Origin of the sequence: Vagococcus allomyrinae (genome assembly GCF_017829975.1) — a bacterium.
Classification (GTDB): domain Bacteria; phylum Bacillota; class Bacilli; order Lactobacillales; family Vagococcaceae; genus Vagococcus_D; species Vagococcus_D allomyrinae.
This window is the reverse complement of sequence record NZ_JAEEGA010000005.1, coordinates 285,324-309,037: the sequence shown is the minus strand read 5'-3', so window position 1 is coordinate 309,037 and position 23,714 is coordinate 285,324. Positions and strand designations below refer to the sequence as shown.

Below are 23,714 nucleotides of genomic sequence, written 5' to 3'. Positions count from 1 at the left end.
GACTTAAAGAACCACCTGCGCTCGCTTTACGCCCAATAAATCCGGACAACGCTTGCCACCTACGTATTACCGCGGCTGCTGGCACGTAGTTAGCCGTGGCTTTCTGGTTAGATACCGTCAAGGCGGGAACAGTTACTCTCCCACTTGTTCTTCTCTAACAACAGAGTTTTACGATCCGAAAACCTTCTTCACTCACGCGGCGTTGCTCGGTCAGACTTTCGTCCATTGCCGAAGATTCCCTACTGCTGCCTCCCGTAGGAGTCTGGGCCGTGTCTCAGTCCCAGTGTGGCCGATCACCCTCTCAGGTCGGCTATGCATCACGGTCTTGGTGAGCCATTACCTCACCAACTAACTAATGCAGCGCGGGTCCATCCTTTAGCGACACCCGAAAGCGTCTTTCATATTCGAGCCAGGCGGCTCAAACAATTATGCGGTATTAGCACCTGTTTCCAAGTGTTATCCCCCACTGAAGGGCAGGTTACCCACGTGTTACTCACCCGTCCGCCACTCAATTATCACGGTGAGTGCAAGCACTCGGTGTGAAAAATTGCGTTCGACTTGCATGTATTAGGCACGCCGCCAGCGTTCGTCCTGAGCCAGGATCAAACTCTCATTAAAAGTTTTGATAAGATCCGAAGATCTCGCTCATTTGTTTGCTAGCGAATGTAACTTCACTATTCGATTTTTCATAAAAAATCGTAAAATCTTTTAGTGTTCTTCTACTGAAGAAGAACAACTACACAATTTGGTTCGTCTTACTTTGTTCAGTTTTCAAAGGTCTAAGTTATCAACTGCTTGTTTCGCAGTTGGTTGTTCGTCGCCTTAGCAACTTTATTAGAATAACATGTTTAGTTGTCTTTGTCAACAACTTTTTTAATTATTTTTCAAAAGTTTTTTTCAGCTTGTTGAAGTGGTTTAGTTCTTCATCAGCAACTCAATTAGAATAACATAAGTCGGTTGACGTTGTCAACAACTTTTTTAATTATTTTTTTAAGTTTGTGATAACATGAAGCGTTTCACTTCTTCATTAGGCAACTTAACTATACTAACATGTTAGCTGATCAATTGTCAACAACTTTTTTTAAAAGTTTTTTTCTTTTGTTAGATAGATTGATGAAGTTGTCTTAACGACAAGATATAATATACCAAGTCCAGCAGCAAAAAGCAACTACTATTTACATTATTTTAAAAGTTTTTTTTCGCCGCTAAAACTAACGCCTAGAAACCTAACTATTATAAGCGATTAAAGTGAAATTTAACCCCTCATCATCCGTCTCCATAATTGAGATCGACGTGTTATCTAATAAACCACTTTCTCGATATGCAGACAACTCTTTGCCTTCTAAGTCTTTAAGGAGTGTGGTAAGAGTAATTCCATGGGAAACTATCAAAAGATTCGCTGCTTCTGAGTGATGGCTAATTATTTTGTTTAAAGCATGACGGCTGCGTTCCACTAATTGCTGATAGCTTTCCCCTTGGTGTTGGCTAGGATCATATTTTTCTGGTCGAGTTTTCAAATTCACATATTGACGTTCACCTTCAATATCCGTGATTAATTGGCCTTCCCATTGTCCAAATTGAAGTTCACGAAAATTTGTTTCTTCTATTATAGCCGGTTGATCACTGTCCTTATTTTCTGCCATAATAAAACTTGCCGTATCTTTGGCTCGTTGCAAAGGACTCACATAAACTTGATTAAACTTAATTTCAGACAAGCGTTTTCCCACTTTTTTTGCTCCCTCAATTCCCTTTTGAGTCAGGGGAGAATCGATCCTTCCACCTTGGATTCTACCGATATGATTAAATTCCGTTTGACCATGACGCACAAAATATAATTTCATTTTAAGGTTCCTCTCGCTTCATTTATTACACCCATTATCTTTTTTCTAGGAAATCTTAGCTTTCTCTTTTTAATTATGACCAATTTGGGACTTTAATTCAAGGGTTTCAGCCAAAAGTATAAATTTCATTTAACTTATCCCTTAAATTTTGGGTTTGTTTCCTTTTTTTGCTACAATGAAATTAAAATTAGCTATCATTAGCTATTAGATGGAGGCAATGAAATGAAAATACTTGTTGTTGATGATGATAAAGAAATAGTTGAACTTTTGAGTATTTATATTCACAACGAAGGTTACGAAGTGATTAAAGCGTATGATGGAAAAGAAGCCATCACTAAAATTCTAACAACTTCTGACATTGATTTAATGATTTTGGATATTATGATGCCTGTTATGGACGGTATGCAAGTGGTTAAGGAACTACGTAAAGAGTCCCAAATTCCAATTATCATGTTAACAGCCAAAACAACGGATATGGACAAAATTCAAGGGTTAATTGCTGGTGCAGATGATTATGTTACTAAGCCGTTCAATCCATTAGAAGTCATGGCTCGAGTGAAATCTCTCCTGCGACGCACAAAAATGCAAGTGACCAGTAACGAACCAGATGTTTTAGAAATCGGGCCGTTGATTATCAAAAAGGATTCCCATGAGGTTACCACAGATGAAGGGGTTGAAATTCAACTAACCGCCTTGGAATTCGGTATTCTACATCTCTTGGCCAGCCATCCCAATCGGGTCTTTAGCGCTGACGAAATTTTTGAACGGGTATGGCAACAAGAAAGCCTAATTTCAGCAAAAACTGTCATGGTACATGTCAGTCATCTACGAGATAAAATTGAAGAAGCAACCGATGGGGAAAAAGTCATTCAAACAGTATGGGGAGTAGGCTATAAGATTGATGGCAATTAAACAAAAAAATGATACCTCTCAACGGGGGTCTCGCATTAAGCTGACATCAAAAGAAACGAGCGAACTAATTATTGAAGGAATCGTCACCATTGTCTTATTAATTTTATTAAATATCGCCATTTTATCACTGGCTCAATTACTAATTAAAGACACCACTACGACTAAAAATTTAATTTTTGATATTAAAGAAGTCTTAGTGAAGACTTTCTCCAATGAAAAATTCTATTCTTTAGGTAATTTAACCTTGGGTTTTATGATTATTTTTGATTTAATCATCTTATATTGGCGATTGATTCGCCGCTACCATCAAATGCAACTGCGCCACATTATCAGTGAGCTCCATTATATCGCTAATGGGAATTACGGCCATCGCATTCCTTTTGAGTTGGCGGGCGATTTGGGACGGGTTATTGAAAGCATCAATGGCTTAGTCGACAGTACGGTTGAAGCCATTGAGGAAGAGCGGAAAATCGAAAAATCAAAAGATGAGTTGATTACCAATATTAGTCACGACATTCGCACCCCCTTAACATCCATTATCGGTTATTTAGGATTAATAGAAGAAAAACAATATCGTAATGAAGAAGATTTACTAAAATATACCCATACTGCTTACTCTAAAGCCAAACAAATGAAATTATTAGTCGATGATTTATTTGAATACACAAAAGTTCGTCAACCGAGCACCCCGCTTAACTTAATTCAATTTGATATGGAACAACTACTAGCTCAACTAGCGGTTGATTTTGAAATTGATGCCAACAAAAAGGGGATGCATGTCGATGTCATAACCACACCTTCTCCGTTCATAATGGAAGGAGACACAGAAAAACTGGTTCGTTTATTTAACAACCTAATTGCTAATGCTCTTAAATATGGACGTCAAGGAAAACAAATCGTATTAGAAGCTGAGCGTGTTGGCAGTGAAGCCATCATTACAGTTAAAAATGATGGCCCGCAAATTCCTGAGGCTTCTTTAAACCAATTATTTGATCGATTTTATCGTGTTGAAGAGTCTCGTTCCCAAGAAACGGGGGGAACTGGTCTTGGTTTGGCTATTGCCCAAAGTATTGTTGTACTACACGGTGGCTACATATATGCTAAATCAGATCGTAAGTGGACCTCATTTGTGATACACTTACCTCTGATGCGTAGTACAATTGAATAAATTGCCACAACCAACATAATTCGTTAAAATAAATTATGTTGGTTTTAAACAGTGACAGTGTCTACACAAGGAGAAATAAATGAATCTAAATCATATCAACTTACCATCTAGGCTTAAACGCCTCTGTTACATTTCACTGGTGATGATTAGTTTTAACCTAATCACGCCATTAAAAGCTGCTGCTGAAACTAATTTTGACGTTAATGCCAAAGCTGCTATTGCAATCGATGCAGAGACTGGCAAAATATTTTATGAAAAAAATGCGGACACACCACTGCCTATTGCTTCCATGACAAAACTACTTACCCTGTATATTGTTTTAGAAGCAGAAAAAAATGGGCAAATTTCTTGGGATGAGCAAATTGAAATCAGTGACCATCTGCTAAAAATCAGTGAAGATTTAAACTTATCAAATGTTAAACTTGTTAAAGGGAGTTCATATTCCGTTCGAGATCTTTTTAATGCCAGTACCATTATTTCAGCCAACGCTGCTGTGACAGCTTTAGCAGAACGAATAGCGGGAACTGAAAAAGACTTCGTTGATCTCATGCGTGCTAAAGCCCTCTCTTTAGGAATCGATGATGCTTACTTAATTTCAACATCTGGCATCAATAACGAAGATGCCCAAGGACGAATTTATCCTGGCAGTAAAGAAAACGAAGAAAACTTAATGTCAGCCAAAGATGTGGCTCTGGTTGCTCAACATCTAATTCATGATTTTCCTGAATTTCTTGAAACCACTAAGTTACCTAGTGCTGTTTTCGCTGAGGGGACCGATGAGGAAACTCTTTTAGAAAGTTCGAATTTTATGTTGCCTGGATTTTATTACTATAAAGAAGGTGTTGATGGTCTAAAAACCGGCACCACTGATTTAGCTGGCGCTTCTTTTGCTGGGACTATTGTAAAAAATGACTTGCGAGTAATCACAGTCGTCATGAATGCAAATGAGTCTGATGGTGATGGTGGTTTGCGTTTTGTAGAAACCACTCGATTAATGGATTTTGTTTATGACAATTGGGCTTATGAAATACTTTACCCTGAAGGGAGCTCCCTACCTGGATATAACACCATAGATGTTCCAAATGGTATGGATCTTACAGTTCCAATTGTGACAAACGATCCTCTTCAGTTATGGCACCGCAAAGACATGAACAAAAAAAACTTAGCTTTTAAAATGGAGAACACTTACGGTCTTCTTGATAAAGATAATGGGCTTAAAGCGCCGATCAAAACCGGTCAGCAAGTTGGGACTTTGCAAGTTAGTTATCCAGAAGATTCCTTAGGATATTTAGATGGAGCACAACAGACAACCACTGTTTCTATGGTCACTGATGGCGCTACTAAAAAAGCAAATTTTTTCGTATTGTCCAGCCGCTCCATTAAGCACTTCTTTTCCAATATTTTTTAGACAGCTTCCACAGAAAGGTTGACAGCGTAATCGTTTTTCGGTATGCTAAGTTAAATAATATTGATAACGTTTGGGAATAAGTACATCAGGCGCTTTTACAGAGAGTTGACGGGTAGTGCAAGTCAATAAAGCAAATCATGGAAGTCCATCCCAGTAAAGTAGATGGAGAAATAATCCATTTCGGTGGCAACCGTTAGCAGCCTTAATCAAGTGCAACAGTTATGTTGAATTTGGGTGGTACCGCGAATCTACGCCTTTTCGTCCCAAGGAGCAAAAATGCTCTATGGATGAGAAGGCTTTTTATTGTGGATGCTGCTAAATCAAGACTAGCAAAAAAAGAGGAGGAATAACGATGTTAGACATTAAAGAAATTCGTCAACATTTTGACGAAATCACTAAAAAACTGAGCACTCGTGGGGTTACACAAGAAACAATGGTCACCTTTATGGAACTGGACAAACGCCGCCGTGAATTATTAGTGGAGGTAGAAGAACAAAAGAAATTACGCAACACAGTTTCTGAAGAAATTTCTCAATTAAAGCGAAATAAAGAAGACGCCCAAGGTAAAATTGATCAAATGAAAGCTGTTGGGACCTTAATTAAAGAATTGGATGCGGAACTTGCAAATGTCGACGAACGCATTGCGGAAATTGCGGATAATTTACCGAACATCCCAAATGATTCTGTCCCAATCGGTGTTGACGAAGAAGATAACGTGGAAGCTCGCACATGGGGATACCCTAGAATCTTTGAGTTTGAAGCAAAACCTCACTGGGAAATTGCCGAAAATTTGGACATTCTTGATTTTGAAAGAGGGGCAAAAGTGTCTGGTAGCCGTTTCGTTTTTTATAAAGGCATCGGGGCTCGCTTAGAACGTGCCATCTACAACTTTATGCTGGACACTCATACTACTGAACATGGTTATCAAGAAATGATGACACCTTATCTCGTCAATAGCACTTCAATGTACGGTACTAGTCAATTTCCTAAATTTAAAGAAGATGTTTTCCAAATAGCCGACACTGATCTAACATTGATCCCCACATCAGAAGTTCCTTTGACTAACTTTTATCGAGATGAAATCATTCCTCATGAAGAATTACCGATTTACTTTACAGCCTTAAGCCCATCTTTCAGGTCTGAGGCCGGTAGCGCTGGACGTGATACTCGCGGCCTTATTCGCTTACACCAATTTAACAAAGTAGAGATGGTCAAATTTACAGAGCCTGAACACTCTTACGATGAATTAGAAAAAATGACAGCAAACGCCGAGGCTATTTTACAAAAACTGAATTTGCCATACCGCGTCATGACACTTTCAACTGGCGATATGGGATTTGCAGCAGCCAAAACATACGACTTAGAAGTTTGGATTCCAGCTCAAGACGTGTACCGTGAAATAAGCTCTTGTTCTAACTGTGAAGACTTTCAAGCTCGCCGAGCAAAAATTCGCTATCGTAATGCTGACGGTAAACTACAATTCGCTCACACACTGAACGGCTCTGGTTTAGCAGTCGGCAGAACCGTGGCAGCAATTTTAGAAAATTATCAAAATGCAGATGGTAGTGTCACTGTCCCAGAAGTGCTTATTCCTTATATGGGTGGTCTGACAATTATCACTAAAAATTAAAACTTAGCACCGAGCATTTCACAACTTTTGCGCCTCTTTATACTAATTGGACTACAACGTTATTCCTGAGACTAACGAATAACAATCGCTATCTAGAGTTAAAAAACGCAAAACCTTCATAAAACTGTAGCAGGGTGGGACTGATGTCCCACCCTGTTTTAATTGGCATTTTTTTGATTACAATCGGGTATAATTTGTTGCAATAACGTAACAAAAACATTACACTGATTGTATAGTAATCAAATAAAGGAAAACATGCCGATGAAAAATAAACGAAAGATTTTAATTACCCTTGCCTTATGTGCATTAATAATAATTTACGGCTCATATTTCATTAAAAATCAAAAAAAATTAGCGATTGAACAATTCAGAACTAGTGAAAAACAACTAATAAAAGAAATTAAGCAGGAAGCTAGCGAAAATCCGTCTCACTCCCTAGTTGAATCAACTCAAGATGATAGTGACATGTTTTTGATGGTGCCAACCGACAGCCAAGCAACAATGATTAAAGATGTTCAAGAAGACATGGCTAAACTAGCAGATTCTCTCATAAAAAACAAAGATAAAGCAACCCCTACAAAAACAGTTCTATCTGCAAAAGTAAAAAACACTCAACAAAATGTAACCTTTTACGAATATGAAAAAAAACAGTATGATTGGAGCAAAGAAAAAAAGAAATGGGAAGAATCCACTCAGCCGCTTAAAGAAAAAACCTTAATCAATCAATTAACAGGCAATAAACTTACCTTAGGAGATATCTTCATTAATCAACAAAATCTATCAAAACTCAGTCGCAATATTCAGGAAGAACTTTTAGCCGCAGCGAAAGACAGCAAAAAAGACATTGAAAAAATTTTGGCTTTACCACAACTATTAGCCACTCAAACAGACTTTACTTATGGTGACTCGAAAATTACCATTCCTTTTCATCAGAAAAATGCTTATATCAATACTTATACCATTAACTATGAACAAGTTGGGCGCTTTCTAAATCCAGATTTTATCAGTAGTCATTATCTAAAAGAAACACCGATCGAAACAGTCGTCCCACAATCAAAAGTCGTGGCACTAACTTTCGATGATGGCCCCAGTGATAAAACAACGCCTGCAATTTTAGCTATACTAAAAAAGAAAAAAACACCCGCAACTTTTTTTATGCTCGGACAACAAGTCGAGAAATTTCCCGATTTAGTAAAAACAATAGCAGATGACGGCCATGAACTGGCTAATCACTCCTATAGTCATCCAAAATTAACTGATCTATCCATTGAAGACGCTCGGCAACAAATCAATCGGACTCAAGCAGCCATTTTCAAAGCTAGCGGTGTATTACCAGAATACGTGCGACCGCCTTATGGCAGTTTTAATTATGAAACAGCCGTTGCCATTGGCCTTCCTTTAATTAACTGGTCAGTTGACTCCTTGGATTGGAAGACTAAAGATAGTAAAAAAATTGACACTGAAATTAAAACCACCATTGGGGCTGATAGCATTATCCTAATGCATGATATTCACCAAGAAACAGCTGATGCTTTGGAAAAACTGATTACAGATCTTCAAAAGGACGGCTATCGCTTTGTCACCATTTCAGATCTATTGCAAACCACACCCAAACCACTAACTGTTTATTATTCTTCAACTAATCGGCAAGATATCCCTAACCAGTAAAGCGCCAAAAAATATGGGCTTTACTGGTTTTGCATATTCTCATAGCAGCACTCAAAGTCACCTTGACATTAAAATGCTTTTAGAATTATCAAAAAAAGACACTGAAAAAAATTCAGCATCTTTCACGTATTATTGTTCTACAGAATAATTCGGTGCTTCTTTGGTGATGTGAACATCGTGTGGATGAGATTCACGAAGGCCTGCGCCACTCATTTGAATAAATTGCGCTTCCTCTCTTAGATATTGTAAATTAGCTGCACCTACATATCCCATACCAGCTTTAAGACCACCAGTTAATTGGAAGATAATATCAGAAACACTTCCTTTATAAGCAACACGGCCTTCAATTCCCTCTGGTACTAATTTATTCGCTTCATTCGTTCCTCCTTGGAAATAACGATCGCTTGATCCTTTTTCCATGGCTCCTAATGACCCCATACCACGATAAGTCTTAAAACGACGTCCTTGGTATATTTCAAATTCACCTGGTGATTCATCCGTTCCAGCTAACATACTGCCTAACATAACAGCATGACCACCAGCTGCTAAGGCTTTGACAATATCTCCAGAATATTTGATTCCACCATCGGCAATGATTGTACGTCCATACTCATGAGCCGCTTCAGCTGCGTCATAAATAGCTGTCAATTGTGGGACACCCACACCAGCCACAACACGAGTGGTACAAATTGAACCTGGTCCAATTCCCACCTTAACCACATCAACACCAACTTCATAAAGGGCTCTTGCCCCCTCACCAGTTGCCACATTTCCGGCAATTAACGTGGCTTCAGGAAAGGTTTCACGAATTTCTTTAATTTTACGAATAACACCTGCGCTATGTCCGTGAGCTGTGTCGATGATAATTGCATCTGCCCCTGCATCCAACAAAGCCTGTGCCCGTTCAAAGGTATCACTCGTTACACCAACTGCAGCTGCAGCTAATAGACGACCATGCTCATCTTTAGCAGCATTGGGAAACTCAATTACTTTTTCAATATCTTTAATGGTGATCAAGCCGCTTAAACGATTGTCAGCATCAACAATTGGTAATTTTTCAATTTTATGTTTTTGCAATATTTTTTCAGCATCTTTTAATGATGTGCCGACAGGCGCTGTGACAAGATCTTCTTTCGTCATAACAGCATCAATCGGCTGCTGATAATCCGTTACGAAACGCAAATCGCGGTTTGTCAATATCCCAACCAACTTACGATTTTCCAACGTTTCAACTATGGGAACCCCACTAATTCGGTACTTAGACATTAGAGCTTCAGCTTCAGCAACTAAATGAGTTGGTGTTAGGAAAAATGGGTCAATAATGACACCACTTTCCGACCGTTTTACTTTACGTACCTCATCGGCTTGTTGCGCAACGCTCATATTTTTGTGAATAACTCCTAATCCACCTTGACGGGCCATAGCAATTGCCATTTTACTATCTGTCACGGTATCCATACTGGCACTCATAAATGGAATATTTAAGGTGATATTTTTAGCTAACTTGATTGACATGTCTACATCATTTGGCAACACGTGACTTTCTGCTGGAATCAACAACACATCATCAAATGTTAAACCTTTTTTCACGAATTTAGTTTCCCAATTAGACATTGTAACGAATCACTCCTCTGTTTTATTTTTTAATTACAAACTTATCAAAGAAAATTACTTCTGTCAATGATTGCACCCTATTTTACAACGTTTATCATCATTTTCTCACTTGAGGCGCTCTCAACTAATCCCAATCTCTTAAGTATAGTCAAAATCAATACCCAGACGGTCGTCAATAAGATGATGATATTTTCTTTTATCAAAAAAACCTCATCATTTGACGAGGTTTCCTAATAGTTAGTTATCGCTGCAAAATACTGCCTCGAATGTTATATTTTTTCTTTAGGTAATAACGTAAACCAAATGCCGCTGCTCCTAGGATAATATTAATCGTTGGATCCAAGACCGGATTGACCACTGCAGGAATAAACGCTGATAACATAAAGACAAATATCCAAACCAACATAATCCCAATCATTATTAGGATTGATTTAAAACCACCGGGGCGACCTGTTTGATCTGCTCCTGGGCGATCGTATATGTAGATTTTTTTATGAATCAAGTAAAAGGCATAACCACCAGAGATTGAACCAATTAAAATACTGATTAACCCCTGTTGTTGACTAGTGGCGACATTCTTTGTCAACAGTGGCATAACACCTGTCATAAAGACTGTCATGAAAACAAAAATAAGCAATGAGTTATCTAACCACATCTCGTACTTTGTGCCTTCTCTATCAGGAGCCGGTGCAGCTAAGATAGCCTCAGTCCGTTCCCCTACCGTGCCAAACAATTGACGGGCGGTTTTTCCTGTTTTTTGACCTTCAACTAATTCTGGCAAAATACCACTTAAAGCAATTGCTTGTAACTCTTCTGATAAATTAGCTGCAGCCAATGATTTTTTCAAATCAAAAATATATTGTTCATTACGCTTCGTTAATTGGCCTTCCAATTCGCGGTTTTTAGCGACTGTTTCTCGCAATTCTAATTCTTCCAAAAAAATCCCTCCCCTTTGCCTGCCAAATTAATTTAGCAACAGACAAGATTTTTGTCGTCAGTCTCTTAAACGTTAAAACGGAATAACATCACATCGCCATCTTGAACGACGTATTCTTTCCCTTCCAAACGGACACGTCCAGCTTCTTTAGCGGCTGCCATACTGCCATACTGTTTTAAGTCCTCGTAAGAAACTGTCTCAGCGCGAATAAAACCACGTTCAAAGTCCGTATGAATGACACCTGCACACTGAGGAGCTTTCATGCCTTTCTTAAAGGTCCAGGCACGAACCTCTTGGACACCTGCTGTGAAATAAGTAGCAAAGCCTAACAAATCATAGGCTGCTTTTATTAATTGATCCAAACCAGACTCTTCGATTCCCAAGGCTTCCAAAAACTCCGCCTTATCTTCATCGTCCAGTTCAGCGATTTCTTCCTCGGCACGAGCACTCACCACAATAACTTGAGAATTTTCCGTTGAAGCAAATTCACGAACTTGTTTCACATAAGCATTATTTTCCGTATCGCTTACCTCATCCTCAGCAACGTTAGCCACATAAAGAATCGGTTTAGTTGTTAGTAGAAATAGGCTTTTAACATAGTCTTGCTCTTCATCAGTAAATTCAATTGTTCTAGCCGAACGGCCTGCTTCTAAAACAGGTTTTATTTTATCAAGAATGGTTAATTCCGCCACCGCTTCCTTGTCTTTAGTTCGAGCAATTTTACTCACTCGAGTATAACGTTTATCAATGGATTCTAAATCAGCCAAAACCAGTTCTAAATTAATCGTTTCAATATCTCCAAGAGGATCAATCCGCCCCTCTACGTGAGTAATATTTTCATCATCAAAACAACGGACAACGTGACAAATAGCGTCAACTTGGCGAATGTGGCTTAAAAATTTATTTCCTAGCCCTTCACCTTGACTTGCCCCCTTAACAATTCCGGCAATATCCGTAAATTCAAAGGTCGTTGGGACTGTTTTTTTAGGTTGTACTAATTTTGTTAGTTCATCTAAACGTTCATCTGGAACTTCAACCATCCCTACATTGGGATCAATTGTCGCGAAGGGATAATTTGCCGCTTCGACTCCGGCTTTTGTAATTGCATTGAATAAGGTCGACTTGCCAACGTTCGGAAGCCCCACAATACCAGCTGTTAATGCCATAGTTTACATTCACTCTTTCATCTTAAAATAGTTAGAAACGCCGATTAGAACAGAGAACGAGAACAACTTTCCTCTATTCTAACAGGTTCTTACTCGCCTTTTTTTACCAAGACTTTTTTCATTTTTTTATCAAAATCACGACGAGGTAGCATCACAATGTGACCACAGTTCGTACACTTGATTTTGATGTCCATTCCCATGCGAATAATTTCCCACTGATTGGCTTTGCACGCATGAGGTTTTTTCATCTCGACAAGATCGCCTAAATCATACATGGATTTCCCTCACTTATCTTTATTGTTCATCAAACTTAATCTCTAAAATATCCAAAATTCGTGTCAAATCATCTGCAGACAAGTACTCAATCTCAATCTTGCCTTTCCCCTCTTTTTCTTGAATCAACACAGAGGTGCCAAACTTATCCATGAGACGTTCTTCACTCTCACGAATGTAATAAGGTTTAGCTTGGCCTTCTTTTTTGACTTTTTTCTTTGGAGCTACTTTTTGATCGTTCATCTCTGAGACCAGTTGCTCCAACTGACGAACTGTTAAACTTTCTTTAATCGCCTTAGCCGCTACTTCTGCCATTAATTCGCGATTTTTCAAGCCCAATAACGTACGGGCTTGTCCCATTGACAACTGCTCAGCTTGCAATAATTCTTTGACCCCTTTTGGCAATGTCAGTAGACGTAAATGATTGGCAATATACGGACGGCTTTTTCCTAAACGTTCTGACAACTCAACTTGGGTTAATTTTAAATTTTTCATCAGCATGTCATAAGCTTCTGCTTCTTCTAGCGGACTTAAATCTTCACGCTGTAAATTTTCCAGGACAGCGATTTGCATCATCGCCGCTTCGTCAAATTCTCTGACAATTGCCGGGATATTTTCTTTCCCAGCTAATTTCGACGCTCTAAAACGACGCTCACCAGCAATAATTTCATAGCCTTTTACATCCGACTTGCGGACAATAATCGGTTGAAAAACACCGGATTGCTTAATCGATTGGGCTAGTTCTTGAAGGGCTGCTTCATCAAAGGTTTTTCGAGGCTGATAAGGATTGGGGCGTAGTTCTCCTAAATCAAGATCAACGATTTCTTCTTTTTGGACATCAACTTCTTCCAAACTAGCAAAGTCTTGGAATAACGCATCTATGCCACGACCTAACCCTTTACTATTTTTGCTCATGTGCTAACACTTCCTTTGCTAATGCTTGATAAACTTCAGCACCTCGTGAACGGGGATCGTAATCAATAATTGACAACCCATGACTTGGCGCTTCTGATAGTCGGACATTTCTCGGAATAATCGTATCATACACTCGTTCTCTAAAATACTTGCGAACCTCTTCAACCACTTCAGACCCTAGATTCGTCCGAGCATCATACATCGTTAATAACACTCCTTCAATACGCAAGTCAGGATTAAAATGTTTTTGGACAAGACGAACCGTATTAAGCAACTGACTCAATCCTTCCAAAGCATAATATTCACACTGAACGGGAATCAAGATCGAATCACTAGCTGTAAAAGCATTGATTGTTAGGTGACCGAGAGAGGGTGGACAGTCGATTAATATATAATCGTACAAATCTGCCACATCCTTAATCGCACTCTTTAAACGTGATTCACGAGCCATCATTGGGGTTAACTCAATTTCCGCTCCTGCTAATTGAATCGTCGCCGGCACAATATCCAGTTGATCACGAGTCGTGTGATGAATCACCTCAGCCATAGGATGCTCATTAACTAGGACATCGTAAATATCCTTATCAACATCTGATTTTCTGACTCCAATTCCACTTGTTGCATTTCCCTGTGCGTCAATATCTATCAATAACACTTTTTTACCGTAAAACGCAAGCGAAGCACCTAAGTTTACTGTTGTAGTGGTTTTGCCAACACCGCCCTTTTGGTTCGCCACCGAAATAATCCGTGCCATGCTTTTTCCTCCGATTCTTTCTCACAATTTATCTACACGACTCCAGTCAATTCATTCCTCAAAGAGCTAGTGATGACGATCTGGACTTGTGTAGTTCAAGGATTTCTCAATGTTCCTATTGTATCATAAATACGTTAATTTTTCTCTGTCTCTTTGTCCTATTTCAACGGCTGTTTGTTCGGCGTCCCCGGTTTACGAGGATACTTATTAGGTGTTTCTTTTTTCTTGACAATCGTCACCACATGCCGTGTATCATGGGTAATCGGCAATGTCACATCTTCTTCTTTGGCCACTTTCCCCCCTAGAAGGGCAATCGCCTTTTTAGCTTCAACTAATTCCTCATCACTTTTAGCTGCCTTCATGGCTAAAAAGTAGCCATCTTTTTTCACTAAAGGTAAACATAATTCCGCCAGAACATTGAGACGAGCCACCGCTCGTGCCGTAACATAGTCAAAACTTTCCCGAAATTGTTTGTTTTGACCAAAAGTTTCCGCCCGATCATGGTAGAGGTGAACCCCCTCTAACCCTAACGATTGACTCAAAGTCGTTAAAAAGCTAATCCGCTTATTTAAAGAATCAACAATCGTCACCTGACTATTTGGAAAAGCAATCTTTAAAGGGATGCTTGGAAAACCTGCCCCTGACCCCACATCACATAACGTAAAGGCTTCTTTAGCAAAATCATTGGTAAAGGCCAACGTTAAAGAATCATAAAAATGTTTTAAATAAACCTCAGACTCTTCCGTAATGGCGGTTAAGTTCATCTTTTCGTTCCATTCCACTAACAAAGTAAAATAGTTAGCAAATTGAGCCATTTGTGTATCTGTCAGCTCAATCCCTTTTTCTTTAAGTGCTTGTCTAAATTGTTCTGGTGTCATCGTGATTTCCTTTCTACTCTCGTGAAACAAACCAATTGTTTCACACTTTTCTTTGTTTACTTTAACGTAAAATGAGATGAAGTGCAATGCTTTTACTACTTCTATATAAGTTTCTTGATTTTTGTTGCCTTTTTTATGGGGATTCCTAGCAATAAGCGTGCTTTTTATACATCAGTCTGGGATAATATGCTGAGAACCAAATGAAAAAGGTAGGTGACACAGATGGATGGAAAAAATCGCAGTCAATTAAAAATTGGGCAGCTAGTCGATATCGTCTTAAAAAAAGACCAACGTACAGGTACCTCAACACGTGGCCACATTAAACGCATTTTAACAAAGAGCCCTAACCACCCTCACGGCATTAAAGTAATGTTAACTGAAGGAGATCAAGTTGGCCGTGTTCAACAGATCATCGAAGAATAAAAACAAAGAATAGTGATAATAAGTTGGGAAATTCCTGACTTACTATCACTATTTTTTACGCTTTTTTGGTAATTCTTCCTTGCTCCAGATAGACCATCAAAATACTGATATCCGCGGGATTCACACCGCTGATGCGACTTGCTTGAGCGATGGTTTCCGGTTCGATCTTGATTAGTTTTTGACGAGCTTCAGTGGCTAAACCGTTAATTGTCTCGTAATCAATATTATCAGGAATTTTCTTGGCTTCCATCCGTTTTAATTTTGCCACTTTTTCTAAAGCTTTTTTGATGTAGCCTTCGTACTTGATTTGAATTTCCACTTGCTCCACAACTTTCCGTGGCAAAATCTGTTCTGATTCTGGCATAAAACGACTTAACTCTTCATAAGAAATCTCAGGTCGTCGTAAAAAATCAGCAGCTAATATCCCATCTTTCAACGGTGACGCACCTTTGGTTTCTAAAAAGGCTTGAACTTCTGGCGTGGGTTTTAAGCGGATTTTATTCAGACGCTTTAATTCCTCTTCGATCAAGGCTTTTTTCGTCAAATAAGTCTCATATTGAACTTGGCCGACTAACCCGATCTCTCGTCCTTTTTCCGTCAAGCGTAAATCAGCGTTATCATGGCGCAAGATTAATCGATACTCTGCTCGAGATGTTAATAAACGATAAGGTTCATTAGTCCCTTTGGTTACCAAGTCATCGATCATCACACCAATGTAGCCATCGCTCCGAGCTAAAATTAAAGGATCTTTCCCTTTAATTTTTAAAGCCGCATTAATCCCTGCCATCAATCCTTGACCACCAGCTTCTTCATAACCACTGGTTCCGTTTGTTTGTCCAGCCGTATAAAGATTTTCAACAATCTTCGTTTCCAAAGTTGGCCGTAATTGATGAGGCACGACCACATCATATTCAATGGCATAACCACTGCGCATCATCTCAGCATTTTCCAAACCAGCCACACTTCGTAACATTTTATGTTGAACATCTTCTGGTAGTGATGTTGACAATCCTTGAACATAGACCTCTTCAGTATTAGCACCTTCTGGTTCCAAGAAAATTTGGTGACGAGGTTTGTCGCTAAAACGAACAACTTTATCTTCAATCGACGGACAATAACGTGCTCCGACCCCTTCCACGATTCCGGTAAACATCGGCGCACGGTGCAAGTTATCACGGATAATCCCATGAGTATTTTCATTGGAGTAAGTTAACCAACAAGATAATTGATGTTGGTTATACTCACTATCCGGTGTTGAAAAGCTAAAGTGATTCGGAGCTTCATCTCCCGGTTGTTCTTCAGTTACGGAATAATCAATTGTACTGGATTTAATCCGTGGTGGGGTTCCTGTTTTAAAGCGATCAATTTCAAAGCCATGTGCTTTTAAACTATCACTTAACTTCAGTGAGGGTTGTGAATTATTAGGGCCAGATGAATACTTCAATTCGCCAATAATGATTTCCCCCCGAAGAGCTGTGCCAGCTGTAATAATAACGGCTTTGCTACGATAAATCGCCCCTGTTGACGTCACAATGCCAGTACAAACGCCACCTTCAACTAAAATCTCATCAGCCAATCCTTGGCGTAAGACTAGATTTTCTTGCTCTTCAATGGTTTGTTTCATTGATTCAGCGTATTTATTTTTATCAGCCTGGGCTCTCAAAGCCCTGACAGCAGGTCCTTTACCCGTATTTAACATCCGCATTTGGATATACGTTTTATCGATGTTTTTGCCCATCTGACCACCAAGTGCGTCAATTTCTCTAACGACGACACCTTTAGCAGGTCCTCCTAATGAAGGGTTACAAGGCATAAATGCCACCATATCTAAATTGATTGTCAACAGCATCGTGCGACACCCCATTCGAGCCGCAGCTAAAGCGGCCTCTGAACCAGCGTGTCCCGCACCAACAACAATGACATCAAATGTATCTGCTTCATATCTTTCCATCATATCTTCCTTTCACGCTTATTTTCCTAAACAAAATTGGCTAAACAATTGAGTGATTAATTCATCTTGCACACTATCACCAATAACTTCACCCAGTAAATCCCAACAACGGGTCATATCGATTTGCACCAAATCGACTGGCATGCCCGCTTCAATCCCCGTTACGACTTCACCTAAGGCAAGTTCAGCTTGTTCAAGCAACGCGATGTGACGATTGTTTGAAACATAGGTGGCATCCTTTTCCCCAGTTCCACCATCGAAAAAGAGAGCAGCAATCTGGCTTTCTAGTTCGTCAATGCCAGCACTTTCCAAGACGGAAATCGACAACAACTCACCAGGTTTTACATAATCCGTTAACTCTTCCATCTTTAAGTTGGCTGCCAAATCGACTTTATTCAGTAAAATCAGTCGTTTTAAATCGGCCGTTGCTACCAGCAAGCGTCGATCTTCTTCTGTTAAAGCTTCGTTTTGATTTAAAACCAATAAAATCAAATCTGCTTCAGCTAAAGCTTTACGACTCCGTTCTACGCCAATTTTTTCCACGACATCTTCGGTCTCACGAATCCCGGCTGTATCAATTAATTTTAAGGGCACGCCTCGAACATTCACGTACTCTTCAATCACATCGCGAGTAGTACCGGCAATATCTGTTACAATCGCTTTATCTTCTTGTAGAAGGTGGTTTAATAAACTTGATTTGCCGACATTCGGTCGCCCGATAATTGCTGTTGAAAGTCCTTCGCGCAAAATTTTTCCTTGTTTAGCTGTTCGCAATAACTGGTGAATTTGCCCTTTCACTAACTCGGCTTTTTCCAATAATAACTGCGTCGTCAATTCTTCCACATCGTCGTATTCTGGATAATCAATATTCACTTCAACTTGGGCCAAAGCTTCTAAAATTTCTTGCCGTAAACTGCGAATTAAGTGGGATAAATTACCATCTAATTGGGTTAACGCCATCTGCATTGCCTTGTCTGTTTTAGCACGAATCACGTCCATTACTGCTTCAGCCTGGGACAAGTCCACTCGTCCATTTAAAAAGGCCCGCTTGGTAAATTCACCTGGCTCAGCTAAGCGAGCACCTTGTCGTAAAAGTAATTGCAAGACTTGATTGGTGACCACAATACCGCCATGACAATTGATTTCCACCACATCCTCGCGAGTAAAAGTACGAGGCTCTCGCATCACCGAAATCATTACTTCATCCAACATTTTATCTGATTTTGGATCAATAATATGGCCATAGTGAATCGTATGGCTAGGTACTTTATCTAATGATTGAGTCGATACCTTTTCGGCGATGGCTACCGCCTGATCGCCACTTAAGCGAACGATGCTGATAGCCCCTTCTCCTGAAGGGGTTGAAATGGCTGCGATTGTATCAAATTCCATGGTTATATTCATCTCTGGTCAACCTTTCCTGATTTTTGGCATAGAAAAAAGTGCCCACTCCACCCTTCATTAAAGGATGAACGTAGCACTTTGACTGCACTTGTTCTTTTATATTATATGTCATTACGATAATAGCATAATAGCCTCAGTTATTCAATCGTTAGTCTTTATCTTTAAACAAAATATAGATTCACATCATGAAACAACTTATAAATTTATTCGTCTATTGCAGTCCTATCTTCCGACCACTAAACAACAACCCCCTACTTCGTAAGGGAAATAGGGGGTTGTTGTTATCACCGTATTTCAACGTTGATAAGAATGATTTCGTAATAAAATATACGCTATTTATTAGTCATTTGTCAAATTTTTTTCCAAATCAACCATGAACTTTTCGCGGTTCAACCACTAAATACCTGAAAGGCTCATCACCTTCAGAGTGAGTTTGAACATGTTCATGTGCCGTTAAAATCGCGTGAATTTGTTTTCGCTCAAACGCTGGCATTGGTTCTAAAAAAACCGATTGACCTGTTCGTTTGACCTTGTCAGCTGTATTGTTGGCTAAACGGGTCAACGTAGCTTCACGACGCTCACGGTAATCCCCAACATTCACAATCACTGATAATTTATGATCAGCTGTTCGATGAATAAAAACCTGTGCTAGATACTGTAATGCATTTAAGACTCTACCATGTTTACCGATCAACATACCAGCTTTATCACTATCTAAATGAAACGTGATATGTTCATCGTGGCGTTCTACTCTAACCATCGCAGGGGCATTAAGTTCCTTTGTTATGTTAGTTAAATATAAGGCTAATTCGGTCATCGCATCACTATCACTTAATTTCTCTAAAACTTTAGGCGTTTCAGTCATTGCATCATCAACCGCTATCTCTGCTTTTGCAACAACTTCCTTGATAGGTTCTTCAGTAATCGGAGCTGAGATTGGTGTTAAACTAACCACTGCTTCTTTTTTTCCAATTCCTAAAAATCCTTTTTTGCCCTCTTCTAGAATCTTTACGTCAACTTCTGCTTTTGTTAATTTTAAGGCGACTAGCCCTTTTTGAATTGCATCCTCAACTGTTAGACCTTCATAATTTGGCACAAAACTTACCTCCTTAGATAATATAGAATATTTCCCCTAGACGCTTACCGCTTTAATTTTTTCTTTTTATTACTTTGAGCTTTTTGAAGTGCTCGCTCTAAATCTCGTTTACGTTTTTCTTCCTCTTCCCGTTCCCGCTTAATTTTAAAGGGATTATTAATCAATAAAGTTTGCCCTACTTGGAAGGCGTTTGAAATAACCCAATATAAAGACAGACCACTGGCAAGATTTACCCCCATAAACAAAATCATAACCGGCATAGCATAATTCATAATCTTCATGCTAGGATTTGAGTCAACCTGACCCATGCTCGATAACTTCGTACTAGCAAAAGTAAAGATAGCCGCTAAAACAGGTAAAATGAAAATCGGATCTGGTTTTCCTAATTCAAGCCACAAAAAATTCCCTTTACTTAAGCCTGTTCTTGAAATAGACTGCCATAAAGCCATCATAATTGGCATTTGAATCAATAGTGGTAAACAACCGGCAAAGGGATTAACCCCATTGGCATCATACAATTTTTGTTGTTCTTCTTGTAACTTGCGAGTTGTTTCTGGATCTTTTGATGAATATTTTGCTTGCAATTCTTTCAATTTTGGTTGTAATTCTTGCGTTTTGCGCATACTTTTATTTTGATAGTGCATTAATGGCAACAAGATAACCCGGATAATAATTGTAAATAGGATAATCCCGATCCCAGCGCTTCCGCCAAATGATAAGAAATCGATGGCGCGGCCAAAATTATAAATAATATAACGCTCCCAGATTCCCGTACTATCTGCTGTGACTTCTCCTGTGCCACAACCTGCTAAAACCAACATTAATGCTACTAACCCTAAGGCTAATAGTATTTTTTTCTTATTCTTCACTTTCACTTACCTCTCTTACCAATAAAATATGTGCCAATTTAAAGACATGTTCGAGGTTTTTTTTAACCTCAGCTGACGTCAAGTTCACAATATTCGGTCGTGCAATAACTATAATATTGCTCCCTTGCTTAATTTCAGTTCCTAATAAGCGAAGATTTTCTCGAATTTGACGTTTGACATAATTGCGAGTGACGGCGTTGCCAATCTTTTTGCCTACCGATAAACCAACTCTAAAATGTGGTTGTTCTCTAAAGTCAACATAAACCACAAAATTTTTATTGGCAAATGATTGCTTCTTCTGCATTATAGCTTGAAATTCATTTTCTTTCTTAATACGATAGGATTTTTTCACGCTGATCTCCTTTCGCTTAAAGCCCTGTTAACTTATTCGTACACTTCTATATGATAGCATAAAAACTCTATTTTTCCTCTAGCTTTTTACTAACTATTTTTTCAGTTATAAAAAAAAAGAAAAAGTCCACTCAAACTCACCAGAATTAAAAACACAGACTTGTTAAAAACAGACTGATACCGTGAGGCTAAATAAACCTAAATCAATAAATTATTTATGAAAAAAAGAACAGCTTCACAAGACAAGATGCCCAGAGAAGCTGGTTCCAAATCGACAGATCAAAAGGTTCCCCATTTTAATCTGCTAATAAAAAAAACCACTGAGGGTCAGCGGCTTATGAGCATAAAACTTTTCTTCCTTTACGACGTCTAGTCATTAAAACACGACGGCCGTTTTTAGTACTCATGCGTTTACGGAAACCATGAACTTTATTATGCTTACGTTTGCTTGGTTGGTATGTTCTTTTCATGTGTGGCACCTCCTAAATAAAATATATCTTCTTTATAGTTAGACAGACTATAATATTATACGAAACCCTGGGGTATCTGTCAACCATTCATCGTAGAAAAACAAACTCTCCTTCATAAAAAGTTATCCACATTTTTTATTTGCAATGGGAAAAAATGTGGATACTTTCAACTTGTGGAAAAGTTGTTCTTTTAGTTATGGACAGTTTATCCACAAGTTAGTCACATGTTAAAAAGTTATCCACATTTCATTTTCAGCTTGTTAAAAACTCAATAAACCATCTGTAAATCAACAAAAGTTATCCACATTTTTTTTAGGGATAATCATTTCCCGACCTCTTTCTACACATAATTTATTCTGCTTGTGGATAACTACTATCCCCATTGTGGGTTATTTTTCCACAGTTAATGAAAAGCAGTGGAAAACTTTTTTTTTTAGTGCTAAAATAGATAAGACTATGAAGTGATAGAGGGGGAATTAATTTCATGCCAAATATAGAGTATATTTGGAAAGAACTAGAAGAAAGTTATCGAAAAATCCTAACTGTACCTAGTTTTAACGCCTGGATTGAGCAAGCAAAACCAATCAGCTTAATCGATGGGCAATTAACAATCGAAGTCCCTTCGACGCTCCATAAGGAGTATTGGGAAAAAAACTTATCCACAAAAATCGTTGAAACTGGCTTTAAATTAACTGGCGAAGAAATTACGCCTATTTTTATCATCCAAAATGAACAGATCAGTCAACAGCTGGTTGAACCTAGAGAGGAATTTATAATCCCAGAGCTAACTCGAGAAAATAGTCGAAAAGCTCTTTTAAATCCTAAATACACCTTTGACACCTTTGTTATTGGAAAAGGAAATCAAATGGCTCATGCTGCTGCCCTTGTCGTTGCCGAAGATCCTGGTTCAACTTATAATCCCTTATTTTTCTATGGGGGTGTTGGCTTAGGAAAAACCCATTTGATGCATGCCATTGGCCATCAGATGTTGTTAAACAATCCAAATGCCAAAGTTAAATATGTCAGCAGTGAAACATTTGCCAACGATTTTATCAACTCCATTCAAAATCGAACATCTGAAAACTTCCGTCAAGAGTATCGCAATGTGGATTTATTACTAGTTGATGATATTCAGTTTTTTGCCGATAAAGAAGGAACCCAAGAAGAATTTTTTCATACATTTAATTCTCTCTATAACGATGGACGCCAAATTGTCTTAACCAGTGATCGTTTGCCAAATGAGATTCCTAAATTGCAAGAACGCCTTGTGTCTCGCTTTGCTTGGGGGTTATCTGTTGATATTACTCCCCCTGACTTGGAAACTCGGATCGCTATTTTACGAAAGAAAGCTGATGCTGAGCGTTTGGAAATTCCAGATGACACATTAAGCTATATCGCTGGTCAAATTGATTCCAATATTAGAGAACTGGAAGGCGCACTTGTTCGTGTTCAGGCCTATGCTACAATGAATAGCCAGGACATTACGACTAGCTTAGCAGCTGATTCTTTAAAAACCTTAAGACCCATTGGCCAAAAAAATCAATTATCAATTTTAACCATTCAAGAAGAGGTCTGCGATTATTACCACATTCAATTAAAAGATCTTAAAGGAAAGAAGCGAGTTAAAACGATTGTTTTACCTCGACAGATAGCCATGTATCTTTCAAGAGAATTAACCGATAATTCCTTACCAAAAATTGGAGCAGAATTTGGCGGTAAAGACCATACAACCGTTATTCACTCACACGAAAAAATTCAGCAACTCATAGAAAATGATCCTAGCATTCAAAAAGAAGTTGGCGAAATAAAAAATCGATTAATTTCCTAAAAAAAAACACTTTAAAGACTTTTCTAGTTTATTGTCATTTCTACACCTGTGGATAAGTCTTTAACTGTAAAAAAGTTATCCACAGGTTATGCACAAGTGGATAACTCTAGAGCTTTCTAAGGTGAACAATCTTTTCCACAGTAATAACAGGCCCTACT

20 protein-coding genes, 1 rRNA gene, 2 pseudogenes and 1 other annotated feature are annotated in these 23,714 nt (G+C 38.7%); of the genes and pseudogenes, 8 read left to right on the top strand and 15 right to left on the bottom strand.

Features of this window, described 5'->3' with window-relative positions; translation table 11 throughout:
- Both I6N95_RS10105 and I6N95_RS10100 read right to left on the bottom strand, forming a co-directional pair.
- Positions 1-618: ribosomal RNA gene (locus tag I6N95_RS10105) — 16S ribosomal RNA — on the bottom strand; the annotation flags it as partial.
- 608 nt (positions 619-1,226) lie between these two features.
- Positions 1,227-1,841 (bottom strand): histidine phosphatase family protein, encoded by a 615-nt coding sequence (locus I6N95_RS10100; protein WP_209527214.1) that lies wholly within the window; start codon positions 1,839-1,841, stop codon positions 1,227-1,229.
- A 222-nt stretch (positions 1,842-2,063) separates the two neighbouring features.
- Here I6N95_RS10100 and croR point away from each other — a divergent pair, with 222 nt between their 5' ends.
- From croR to I6N95_RS10075, 6 genes and pseudogenes are all read left to right on the top strand, one after another.
- Positions 2,064-2,753 (top strand): response regulator transcription factor CroR, encoded by a 690-nt coding sequence (gene croR / locus I6N95_RS10095; protein ID WP_209527212.1) that lies wholly within the window; start codon positions 2,064-2,066, stop codon positions 2,751-2,753.
- A pseudogene (locus I6N95_RS27900) lies at positions 2,743-2,988 on the top strand (sensor histidine kinase); the annotation flags it as partial. The gene croR and the pseudogene I6N95_RS27900, both read left to right, overlap by 11 nt.
- A 36-nt stretch (positions 2,989-3,024) precedes the next feature.
- Positions 3,025-3,921 (top strand): annotated as a pseudogene (locus I6N95_RS10090) (sensor histidine kinase); the annotation flags it as partial.
- A 79-nt stretch (positions 3,922-4,000) separates the two neighbouring features.
- Positions 4,001-5,329, top strand: coding sequence for a serine hydrolase (locus I6N95_RS10085; RefSeq protein WP_209527209.1), 1,329 nt, complete (start codon positions 4,001-4,003; stop codon positions 5,327-5,329).
- 54 nt (positions 5,330-5,383) lie between these two features.
- Positions 5,384-5,598, top strand: a binding site (T-box leader).
- An 83-nt stretch (positions 5,599-5,681) separates the two neighbouring features.
- Entirely contained in the window at positions 5,682-6,959 is a 1,278-nt protein-coding gene (gene serS, locus I6N95_RS10080; RefSeq protein ID WP_209527207.1) for a serine--tRNA ligase, read from the top strand.
- Positions 6,960-7,220: 261 nt separating this feature from the next.
- Positions 7,221-8,627 carry a polysaccharide deacetylase family protein gene (locus tag I6N95_RS10075; protein ID WP_209527205.1) on the top strand — a complete coding sequence of 469 codons (1,407 nt, stop codon included), beginning with the start codon at positions 7,221-7,223 and terminating at the stop codon, positions 8,625-8,627.
- A gap of 129 nt (positions 8,628-8,756) precedes the next feature.
- Here the strand turns inward: I6N95_RS10075 and guaB are convergent, their stop codons facing one another.
- From guaB to rsmG, 7 genes are all read right to left on the bottom strand, one after another.
- Positions 8,757-10,241 carry an IMP dehydrogenase gene (guaB, locus tag I6N95_RS10070; protein ID WP_209527203.1) on the bottom strand — a complete coding sequence of 495 codons (1,485 nt, stop codon included), beginning with the start codon at positions 10,239-10,241 and terminating at the stop codon, positions 8,757-8,759.
- 241 nt (positions 10,242-10,482) lie between these two features.
- On the bottom strand, positions 10,483-11,178 hold the full coding sequence (locus I6N95_RS10065) for a DUF1129 domain-containing protein (RefSeq protein ID WP_209527200.1): 696 nt from the start codon (positions 11,176-11,178) through the stop codon (positions 10,483-10,485).
- Positions 11,179-11,243: 65 nt separating this feature from the next.
- On the bottom strand, positions 11,244-12,344 hold the full coding sequence (ychF, locus tag I6N95_RS10060) for a redox-regulated ATPase YchF (protein WP_209527198.1): 1,101 nt from the start codon (positions 12,342-12,344) through the stop codon (positions 11,244-11,246).
- 89 nt (positions 12,345-12,433) lie between these two features.
- The gene (locus tag I6N95_RS10055) at positions 12,434-12,619 is read right to left on the bottom strand and encodes a DUF951 domain-containing protein (RefSeq protein ID WP_209527196.1); all 186 of its coding nucleotides are present in this window, start codon (positions 12,617-12,619) and stop codon (positions 12,434-12,436) included.
- A 19-nt stretch (positions 12,620-12,638) separates the two neighbouring features.
- A complete protein-coding gene (locus I6N95_RS10050; RefSeq protein ID WP_209527194.1) occupies positions 12,639-13,532 on the bottom strand; it encodes a ParB/RepB/Spo0J family partition protein in 894 nt (297 codons plus the stop codon).
- Positions 13,519-14,286 (bottom strand): ParA family protein, encoded by a 768-nt coding sequence (locus tag I6N95_RS10045; protein ID WP_209527192.1) that lies wholly within the window; start codon positions 14,284-14,286, stop codon positions 13,519-13,521. The genes I6N95_RS10050 and I6N95_RS10045 overlap by 14 nt, the downstream gene beginning before the upstream one ends.
- A 158-nt stretch (positions 14,287-14,444) precedes the next feature.
- Positions 14,445-15,164, bottom strand: a complete 720-nt coding sequence (gene rsmG / locus I6N95_RS10040; protein WP_209527190.1) for a 16S rRNA (guanine(527)-N(7))-methyltransferase RsmG — start codon at positions 15,162-15,164, stop codon at positions 14,445-14,447.
- Between the two features lie 222 nt (positions 15,165-15,386).
- Here rsmG and I6N95_RS10035 point away from each other — a divergent pair, with 222 nt between their 5' ends.
- Positions 15,387-15,587 carry a YwbE family protein gene (locus I6N95_RS10035; protein WP_209527188.1) on the top strand — a complete coding sequence of 67 codons (201 nt, stop codon included), beginning with the start codon at positions 15,387-15,389 and terminating at the stop codon, positions 15,585-15,587.
- 55 nt (positions 15,588-15,642) lie between these two features.
- Here I6N95_RS10035 and mnmG read toward each other — a convergent pair whose 3' ends face one another.
- From mnmG to rpmH, 6 genes are all read right to left on the bottom strand, one after another.
- Positions 15,643-17,538, bottom strand: coding sequence for a tRNA uridine-5-carboxymethylaminomethyl(34) synthesis enzyme MnmG (mnmG, locus tag I6N95_RS10030; RefSeq protein WP_209527186.1), 1,896 nt, complete (start codon positions 17,536-17,538; stop codon positions 15,643-15,645).
- A gap of 18 nt (positions 17,539-17,556) precedes the next feature.
- On the bottom strand, positions 17,557-18,942 hold the full coding sequence (mnmE, locus tag I6N95_RS10025; protein WP_283808949.1) for a tRNA uridine-5-carboxymethylaminomethyl(34) synthesis GTPase MnmE: 1,386 nt from the start codon (positions 18,940-18,942) through the stop codon (positions 17,557-17,559).
- A 367-nt stretch (positions 18,943-19,309) separates the two neighbouring features.
- The gene (gene jag / locus I6N95_RS10020) at positions 19,310-20,038 is read right to left on the bottom strand and encodes an RNA-binding cell elongation regulator Jag/EloR (RefSeq protein WP_209527184.1); all 729 of its coding nucleotides are present in this window, start codon (positions 20,036-20,038) and stop codon (positions 19,310-19,312) included.
- 44 nt (positions 20,039-20,082) lie between these two features.
- Complete coding sequence (locus tag I6N95_RS10015; RefSeq protein WP_245249381.1) at positions 20,083-20,859, bottom strand: YidC/Oxa1 family membrane protein insertase; 777 nt, start codon at positions 20,857-20,859, stop codon at positions 20,083-20,085.
- 37 nt (positions 20,860-20,896) lie between these two features.
- The gene (gene rnpA, locus I6N95_RS10010) at positions 20,897-21,259 is read right to left on the bottom strand and encodes a ribonuclease P protein component (RefSeq protein WP_209527181.1); all 363 of its coding nucleotides are present in this window, start codon (positions 21,257-21,259) and stop codon (positions 20,897-20,899) included.
- Between the two features lie 334 nt (positions 21,260-21,593).
- Positions 21,594-21,728, bottom strand: a complete 135-nt coding sequence (rpmH, locus tag I6N95_RS10005; RefSeq protein WP_126781423.1) for a 50S ribosomal protein L34 — start codon at positions 21,726-21,728, stop codon at positions 21,594-21,596.
- A gap of 484 nt (positions 21,729-22,212) precedes the next feature.
- Between rpmH and dnaA the strand changes: the two genes are divergently transcribed.
- On the top strand, positions 22,213-23,556 hold the full coding sequence (dnaA, locus tag I6N95_RS10000) for a chromosomal replication initiator protein DnaA (RefSeq protein ID WP_209527178.1): 1,344 nt from the start codon (positions 22,213-22,215) through the stop codon (positions 23,554-23,556).
- Positions 23,557-23,714: the final 158 nt, after the last annotated feature.

What these genes read in the sequence shown, in the direction of transcription:
- I6N95_RS10100 (WP_209527214.1), bottom strand. Translation starts at nt 1,841, where the DNA reads ATGAAATTATATTTTGTGCGTCATGGTCAAACGGAATTTAATCATATC.
- croR (WP_209527212.1), top strand. Translation starts at nt 2,064, where the DNA reads ATGAAAATACTTGTTGTTGATGATGATAAAGAAATAGTTGAACTTTTG.
- I6N95_RS10085 (WP_209527209.1), top strand. Translation starts at nt 4,001, where the DNA reads ATGAATCTAAATCATATCAACTTACCATCTAGGCTTAAACGCCTCTGT.
- serS (WP_209527207.1), top strand. Translation starts at nt 5,682, where the DNA reads ATGTTAGACATTAAAGAAATTCGTCAACATTTTGACGAAATCACTAAA.
- I6N95_RS10075 (WP_209527205.1), top strand. Translation starts at nt 7,221, where the DNA reads ATGAAAAATAAACGAAAGATTTTAATTACCCTTGCCTTATGTGCATTA.
- guaB (WP_209527203.1), bottom strand. Translation starts at nt 10,241, where the DNA reads ATGTCTAATTGGGAAACTAAATTCGTGAAAAAAGGTTTAACATTTGAT.
- ychF (WP_209527198.1), bottom strand. Translation starts at nt 12,344, where the DNA reads ATGGCATTAACAGCTGGTATTGTGGGGCTTCCGAACGTTGGCAAGTCG.
- I6N95_RS10055 (WP_209527196.1), bottom strand. Translation starts at nt 12,619, where the DNA reads ATGTATGATTTAGGCGATCTTGTCGAGATGAAAAAACCTCATGCGTGC.
- I6N95_RS10050 (WP_209527194.1), bottom strand. Translation starts at nt 13,532, where the DNA reads ATGAGCAAAAATAGTAAAGGGTTAGGTCGTGGCATAGATGCGTTATTC.
- I6N95_RS10045 (WP_209527192.1), bottom strand. Translation starts at nt 14,286, where the DNA reads ATGGCACGGATTATTTCGGTGGCGAACCAAAAGGGCGGTGTTGGCAAA.
- rsmG (WP_209527190.1), bottom strand. Translation starts at nt 15,164, where the DNA reads ATGACACCAGAACAATTTAGACAAGCACTTAAAGAAAAAGGGATTGAG.
- I6N95_RS10035 (WP_209527188.1), top strand. Translation starts at nt 15,387, where the DNA reads ATGGATGGAAAAAATCGCAGTCAATTAAAAATTGGGCAGCTAGTCGAT.
- mnmG (WP_209527186.1), bottom strand. Translation starts at nt 17,538, where the DNA reads ATGGAAAGATATGAAGCAGATACATTTGATGTCATTGTTGTTGGTGCG.
- mnmE (WP_283808949.1), bottom strand. Translation starts at nt 18,942, where the DNA reads ATGAATATAACCATGGAATTTGATACAATCGCAGCCATTTCAACCCCT.
- I6N95_RS10015 (WP_245249381.1), bottom strand. Translation starts at nt 20,859, where the DNA reads ATGTTGGTTTTAGCAGGTTGTGGCACAGGAGAAGTCACAGCAGATAGT.
- rpmH (WP_126781423.1), bottom strand. Translation starts at nt 21,728, where the DNA reads ATGAAAAGAACATACCAACCAAGCAAACGTAAGCATAATAAAGTTCAT.
- dnaA (WP_209527178.1), top strand. Translation starts at nt 22,213, where the DNA reads ATGCCAAATATAGAGTATATTTGGAAAGAACTAGAAGAAAGTTATCGA.